Origin of the sequence: Parabacteroides sp. AM58-2XD, from assembly GCF_003463685.1 — a bacterium.
GTDB lineage: Bacteria > Bacteroidota > Bacteroidia > Bacteroidales > Tannerellaceae > Parabacteroides > Parabacteroides segnis.
Genome location: NZ_QSDP01000170.1, coordinates 1 through 7,226, shown reverse-complemented (window position 1 = coordinate 7,226; position 7,226 = coordinate 1). Strand labels below are relative to the sequence as shown.

Here is a 7,226-nt window from a genome sequence, read left to right as displayed (position 1 = left end):
GTTTAATAAGACTAATTTCAATGATGTCAAAGAACAATTTAATCCCCTTATTCCGGGATTATTTGATTAATTAATAACTCGTCCCGATTTTAACGGGACACTAGTGATATCCAACATAAACTTCGAAGCCACATACAGTTTTGTGGAAACATCCAGTTTGCAATTAAGCCTGATCCGGATCTTTTCGATCAACTCGATCACATCGAGAGACAAAGAGATGTGTAAGAACCTGAAAGAATGGATTCAATCCTTGCGTAAGTTTTCTACCATGATCTCCGAAAGCGGAGAAATGCAGCGTATACAGTTTTTCAAAAAACAACGGGAACTTGTAGAGAAGATGTAATAGGAAGTATGAGTTTTTATGTTACTATATGAAGAAAGGACGGAAATCTGTAAAAAGATGACCGTCCTTTCTTTTCATGTATATCAGATAATCTTATTTATCCAGTTTTGCACAGATCAGTTCTGCCGCTTTCTTACCGCTCATCAGCATACCGCCGAAAATCGGTCCCATACGGAAGCTACCACTTACACCGTTGGCTGCCATACCTGAAACAAACAGTCCCGGATAGATTTCTTTTGTATTTTCTACCGTTGTCTGTTCACCCAACTCAACGTTTAATGAACGTTCGCCGATTACACCGCCGGTCGGAGTATTCAGTCTGATATCGTTTTTGCGGGCAACAGTACGTGCCACTTCGCAGTCGTGTCCTGTTCCTTCCAATACGGCTTTTGCATAATAGTCAGCGGGTCTACATGCATACCTTCACGGATTACCGGAGCCCAGTTAACTACCACACCGGCTACTGCATCGTTGTGGAATACCACATCTTCCACAGAATAGCAGTTAAAAATAGTAGCACCGGCTTTTGTTGCCTGATAGATCAATGCAGAAGTAGTATGAACCGAATCCATAATATAAGTACCATTACCGGCATCATGATAAGAAACGCCCAGCTCCTTCACGATCGGCATGGCTTCTTCCTGTACGACAATATCATTAAACATCATGGCACCGCCCCACATGCCTCCTCCCGGAGCCAGTTTACGGTCGAAAAGAGCCACTTTCTTTCCGGCTTTAGCCAGATAATAAGCTGCTACGATACCGGAAGGGCCACCACCAACAATAGCCACATCAATTGATAAGTTGCTCTTCAGTTTTGCAAAATAAGAGTCAATAATTCCTGTTGAAACGATCTGTTCCATTACAATAATAATTAGAGTTTAAACATCGGAGAGCACATAGAGGTTAAAGCTCTCCTTTATTTAGCAATTCTACCGATTCTCCCTTCACGGCATTACCCGGGCAGGTTCTATGGGTATAATCTCAGCCTGTGTATTAAGGCACCCCTATGATAAGTCGCAGCAAAGATAATAAATTATCCGAAATGTGGCGGCCGCTTATTCATTTTCCGTTCAACAAATGCTTTCATGAACTCGACAGTCTCGTCTACACCCAATACGGATACGTCGATAGAGAAATTATAGGAAGAGGCTACACCCCATTCTTTATTCGTATAATAGTTATAGTAGGCAGCACGCGATTTATCGGTCTTCGCCATCAGTTCCTTTGCTTGTTCGACAGTGATATTCTGGCTTTCGAGGATGCGCTGGATACGGTTTTCCATATTATTATGGATAAAAAAACTAAGACAATCCGGATCGTCGCGCAGGATATAATCGGCACAACGTCCCACCAGCACACACGATTGTTCCGATGCCAACTTACGGATTGCGTCACTCTGTAATTTAAACAGTCCGTCGTTGGAAAGAATGTCATTATAAGGAGTGAACATCCCCATATAGGAATATCCCATAGTAAAAGCATACGCCAGTCCGCTCGAAGCACGTTCGTCCGCCTTTTCGAAGAACTCTTCGCTCAATCCGCTTTCCTTGGCGGCCACCGCCATCAACTCCTTATCATAATAACCGATGCCCAATGCCTGAGCCAGTTTTTTCCCTATTTCACGACCACCACTGCCAAACTGTCGGCCAATGGTCAATATGATTTTGTTATCCATATACTAACCGATTTTATTATCTTGCGATAAATATACAATATTTTTTTTAGTTAGGTGATTCATGTTTAAACTTCTTGAACTGATTAATCAGAACGATTGCCGTAACGACTGTCGCGATCGTATCGGCAACCGGCATACTGATCCAGACTCCCAGCGTACCGAAGAAGCGGGGAAGGACAATCAAACAAGGAATCAGAAACAACATTTGCCGGGTAAGTGACAGGAATATAGCCTTCTTCGACATACCAATCGAAAGGAAGAAGTTCGTTGCCACCATCTGAAAACCGACTATCGGGAAAACGGCAAATACGATATGAAGACCGAACACGGCCGCTTTCACCAGTTCGTCATCGGTTGTAAACATATTCACGATCAGGGTCGGGAATAACTGGCAGAGCAGGAAACCCGCCGTTGCCACTCCGATTGCCCACTTCATCGTCAACTTGGTTACTTCCGTTACACGGGGATATAAGCGGGCACCGAAATTATATCCGGCAATAGGTTGCATCCCCTGGTTGAAGCCCATAATAATCATTACAAACAGGAAGATAATGCGGTTTACGATACCATAAGCACCAATCGCCATGTCTCCCCCATGTTCTTTCAAACCGCGGTTGATCAGGATAACAATCAGACAGGAACAAAGATTCATCAAAAAAGGCGACATCCCGATATACAGAATACCCTTCACCACCTCTTTCCTCAGTTTATAAATCCCTTTCTTAAAATGGAGCAACTGTTTCGGACTTGAAAAATGAATCATCTGTCCCGTCAAGGAGATTACCTGCGAAATGACTGTCGCCCATGCAGAACCCTTGATTCCCCACTCAAAGCCGAAAATAAAAATCGGATTCAAGATACAGTTTATCACCACAGAAGCCAGAGTGGCATACATAGCCTGTTTGGGAAATCCGGACGAGCGCAACACCGCATTCAATCCCAGATACATGTGGGTTATCACATTCCCATATAAAATAATCTGCATGTAATCGCGGGCATACCCTATTGTATTTTCACTGGCCCCGAAGAAATAAAGAATAGGGTCGAGTAACAGCAAAAAGACAAAGGTGAAGGCCAATCCTAGCAGTACATTCAGGACAAGCACATTCCCCAATACCTGGTTGGCCCCTTCATAATCCTTCTGTCCCAGCTTTACCGAAACTAATGTAGAAGCACCGACACCGACCAGCGAACCGAAAGCTGCCGCCAGGTTCATCAACGGAAATGTCAGAGCCAGACCCGAAATAGCCAGCGGTCCTACCCCATGTCCTATAAAAATACTATCAGCCATGTTATAAAGCGAAGAAGCGGTCATGGCTATAATTGCCGGAATAGCATACTGCATAAGCAGTTTTCCGATACGTTCGGTACCCAGTACCAAAGGAGAGTTTTGTTTTGTCATAAAAATCAATTGATGTGCAAAGGTACGGATATTTACGATTAATTTTTACCTTTGTTTTCCTATAATAAATTAAATATGGCAGAGAATTTAATCATAGGGGAGGGAGACAAAGAACAACAATACCAGACGTTGTTCCCCCAGATAGAAGCGTTACTGGCCGGTGAAACAGACATGACAGCCAATATGGCGAATGTTGCCGCAGCCTTGAAACAGATGTTCGATTTCTTTTGGGTAGGTTTTTACGTGGTAAAAGAAGATATGCTGGTGCTCGCCCCTTTTCAGGGACCGATTGCCTGTACCCGCATCCGGCACGGCAAAGGTGTTTGCGGTACGGCATGGAAAGATGCAAAGACCCTGATTGTTCCGGATGTAGAACAGTTTCCCGGACATATAGCCTGCAACGCAGCTTCCAGATCAGAGATTGTGGTTCCGGTGATCCGCGAGGGGAAAGTCATGGCGGTTCTCGATATAGACAGTGATAAGCTGGATAGTTTCGATGAAGTCGATGCAAGCTATCTGGAAAGGATATGCGGGTTGCTTTGATGTAAAAAATAAGAGGTGGTTAAAACCACCTCTTACAAACGAATTTAGAAGATTATCTCTATTTTACCAAAACAAGGGTTAGCTTCGAGTGTCTTACAATAGTTTCCCCAGGCAATTTCCGGGTAATCCCAACGGTTATTGACATACAGGATCAGTTGTCCGTCGGCACGCTTATTGGAGCGGCAGGCAACGGAGGCATCCGGTGAAACAACCGACAGGCCGGTGGACGGATTACCGGCGTTCAACGTATAATAATAGATGTTCTCCTTCATGCCCTTTGCCATTTGGGTAAGCGGACGATCGCAATTCGCTCCGGCATCGGCCCAGTAATAATAATTATGAGTATCCATTTGCCAGGGTTGTTTCGGACGTTCGCCGTACGCCACCTGATTCGGGTTATAGAGAGAAGTCTCCCCCTCATTGCCGGCAAACTCTCCAGCCGGATAATAACTCCAATGTCCGCGGCGTTTCCATTTTAGTTGCTCCATCGTTTCGGGAAGATAAAACGAAAGTCCCGTTTCACGCAGGAAACCGTTAGGCTGCCCGTTTGTCAGGTAATTGATTTCCATACGACCTTCCGGGGAAATCAACAGACGGATATCGGTATCGACATCGTTATAACGGCCCTTCAATATAACCTGTACATTTTTACCCTGCTTCATATACGTAATACTCTGTTTTCTCCAATCCGCATCGGCTGTCAGGAACTTGGTGGCGCTTTTACGGACTTCAGCCCCGGTCAGATGATTCAGGTTGATATCCAGATTCAGGAAAGGGCCTTTTTCGATGAATACCTGTCCGTCGACCGTAGCGTTACAGATCAGGCCCGTTTCTTTGCAGAAAGGAATTTCGAAGCCTTCGCCTTTCACGACAATACGGTCGGCATTTTCCTCAACCAGAAGCGGACCATTGCGGCGCGACTGTGGTAAGGTAATCGCCGGCTGTCCCAGCGTCACAAGTGAAGCATCTATTAAATCCCCACCGGCTGTAAAGAAACGGATAAGAAGTTCGCTTCCCTCTTCCCAGTTTTCAGCAGGGATAATCAGGACTCCTTTCTGATGCGGTGCGATGGATGCTGTCTGCGTCTCTTTCTCTATTCCTTTATATGTATAGCGCACTTTTATTTCATTCAGGTCAGTATGGTCGAAGCGGTTGTAAACGGGAAGCAACAGACGTTCGCCCGTCGTATAGTCACCCACTTGTTCCGTCAGCAGGCGGACAGGCGAATAGGCTTTCTTGGTTGCCCAGAACTCCGGTTTCTCACGGCGCCAGACATCGACAATTCCCCATTCACCGTAACCGACACAGTTGCCCTGGAAATCTTCCGGCTTGGCTGTACGGGCAAATTCTTTCCAGAAAGAAGTACCCATCTTCGGTTCGGGCAGCATGAACGTTTCGTCGATATATCCCCAAATCGCACCGCCCAAACCTCCGGGGGCATCAAACAGGCCACTCCACATCTTATCGATAGAGATTCCCCAGAACTCACGGATGTTCGGGTCATCCTGTAAAGTCTTATAGGTATAGCAAGCCGGGTGCGCCCATTCATCGAACAAAGCCGGGATGCCGTGCCCCTGGTAATTACGCGTCGCACGTCCCCATTGATTCAGATTGCCATCCACATCCTGATAATGCATACTGAGAATATCATATATCGGCTTCTTCTCGCCCACCGAACCGGGATAACTGAAAATGACCGGGCGCGTCGTATCCGTCGCTTTCACCCAATCCCAGCAATCCTGGAAATTCTTTCCGTACACACTCTCGTTTCCAATCGACCAGAACAGGACGGACGGATGCGAACGGAATGCCTTCACCATCTCACGGCATTGTGACAAATAACGGGGAGCGAACTCCGCACTGTCCTGCGTCCTGCCGGGAGCATAGTTCTTCTGGCGGTATGTATCGACAAAGCAGACGGCCGTTTCGCTCTCTACATAGATACCGAAACGGTCGCAGAAATGAAGGAAACGCTCGGAGGGCGGATAGTGCGAAGTACGCACGAAGTTCATATTCGATTGCTTGAAACGGAGGGCGTCCAGGCTGTCCAGTTCGGCAGTTGTAGTACGCCCCAGCGTCGGATGGATATCGTGGCGGCAGGCTCCGCGCAGCTTAACGGGAAGGCCGTTCACCAGCATACGGTCCTTTACAATCTTCACGTCACGAAAACCAATCTGCTGACTGAAGCGGCTGATTTCCTTACCTTCCACTCGAAGCGCAACTGTTAATGTATAGAGGTTCGGATGTTCGGCATCCCATTTCAACGGATTGCGGACGGGGAGTTCATTACTGTTTCCGTCTTCTTTCAATATAAAAATACTTTGTGACAAAGGGACCTGCCGACCTGCGGGGTCGGTCAGGCTGTAGACCACTTCGGCATTTCCCGCCGTCCTGCCGGTATAGGATACTTTCAGCACGGCATCCCGGTATAACGAATCGAGATGAGTCTCCGCCGCAAAATCGTAGAAACAGGTTTCCGGCAAAGCGAAAACCGTTACATCCCGAAGAATACCGCCAATCGGATGATGGGCATACCCCGAAGCATAGGAGATATCATCGATGCGGTCGGTTATTTCAAGCTGTATCTCATTCTTTTTTCCCGGCCGTACAAATTCCGTCACATCTGTCTCCCAACGGGTAAAACCGCCATGATGTTCACGCACCTGTTTCCCGTTCACCGAAAGGACCGCGTGGCTATATACCCCGTCGAAACGAAGAATGACCCGTTTCCCTTTATAATCGGCCGGAAGGGTAAATGATTTACGATAAAGATAAGGCGTATCATGTTCGATAGCATATCCCTGCATAGCCAGTTCTCCCGGAACCTGAACGGTATTCCATTTACCCTGCGGGGCGAAACGGAATTGCCAATCGCCATTTAACAGCAGGGAGGACGAACTCATTCCCTCTACTTCAGCAGGTATGATATAGGATGCTTCTATCGGCAAAGCCTGCAAACCGGCAGCCATACTCCCCTGCCCGATAAAGCAACAGGAAGCCATAAGTAATAAGATCTTTTTCATATTATATGTTATTACAATTATTATCAGAAATGAGTGTTTGTTTATAGCAACTGGTTGTAACTGGCTCCCCTCTTGAGAGGGGGAAGGGGGTGTGTCATATTCCCGCCTATACAACCACCATAATCAGAGTCACTTGACTATTACAGGTTCATTTGCCGTCTGCTTCAGCTGACGGTTTACAAGTTGTTTCTCTCTTTTGGCTTCAGCCACATTTCTCCTAGATAGAAACCTGTAAGA

At 46.4% G+C, this 7,226-nt stretch carries 4 protein-coding genes, 2 pseudogenes and 1 riboswitch; of the genes and pseudogenes, 2 read left to right on the top strand and 4 right to left on the bottom strand.

Going from position 1 to position 7,226, the window contains the following annotated elements; genetic code table 11:
* Window positions 1-106: 106 nt before the first annotated feature.
* Window positions 107-343: pseudogene (locus tag DXA15_RS23970) on the top strand (hypothetical protein); the annotation flags it as partial.
* Between the two features lie 93 nt (window positions 344-436).
* Here the strand turns inward: DXA15_RS23970 and DXA15_RS23965 are convergent.
* The 3 genes and pseudogenes from DXA15_RS23965 to DXA15_RS23955 all read right to left on the bottom strand — a co-directional run bounded on the left by DXA15_RS23965 (window position 437) and on the right by DXA15_RS23955 (window position 3,423).
* Window positions 437-1,206 (bottom strand): annotated as a pseudogene (locus DXA15_RS23965) (sulfide-dependent adenosine diphosphate thiazole synthase).
* Between the two features lie 60 nt (window positions 1,207-1,266).
* Window positions 1,267-1,362, bottom strand: a riboswitch (TPP riboswitch).
* A 17-nt stretch (window positions 1,363-1,379) separates the two neighbouring features.
* Window positions 1,380-2,021, bottom strand: coding sequence for an AAA family ATPase (locus tag DXA15_RS23960; RefSeq protein WP_128135712.1), 642 nt, complete (start codon window positions 2,019-2,021; stop codon window positions 1,380-1,382).
* A gap of 46 nt (window positions 2,022-2,067) precedes the next feature.
* Window positions 2,068-3,423 (bottom strand): MATE family efflux transporter, encoded by a 1,356-nt coding sequence (locus tag DXA15_RS23955; protein WP_128135711.1) that lies wholly within the window; start codon window positions 3,421-3,423, stop codon window positions 2,068-2,070.
* Between the two features lie 75 nt (window positions 3,424-3,498).
* Between DXA15_RS23955 and DXA15_RS23950 the strand changes: the two genes are divergently transcribed.
* On the top strand, window positions 3,499-3,966 hold the full coding sequence (locus DXA15_RS23950; protein ID WP_128135710.1) for a GAF domain-containing protein: 468 nt from the start codon (window positions 3,499-3,501) through the stop codon (window positions 3,964-3,966).
* A gap of 44 nt (window positions 3,967-4,010) precedes the next feature.
* On the opposite strand, the gene DXA15_RS23945 is transcribed toward DXA15_RS23950, so the two are convergent.
* Window positions 4,011-6,989 (bottom strand): glycoside hydrolase family 2 TIM barrel-domain containing protein, encoded by a 2,979-nt coding sequence (locus DXA15_RS23945; protein ID WP_128135709.1) that lies wholly within the window; start codon window positions 6,987-6,989, stop codon window positions 4,011-4,013.
* Window positions 6,990-7,226 lie beyond the last annotated feature (237 nt).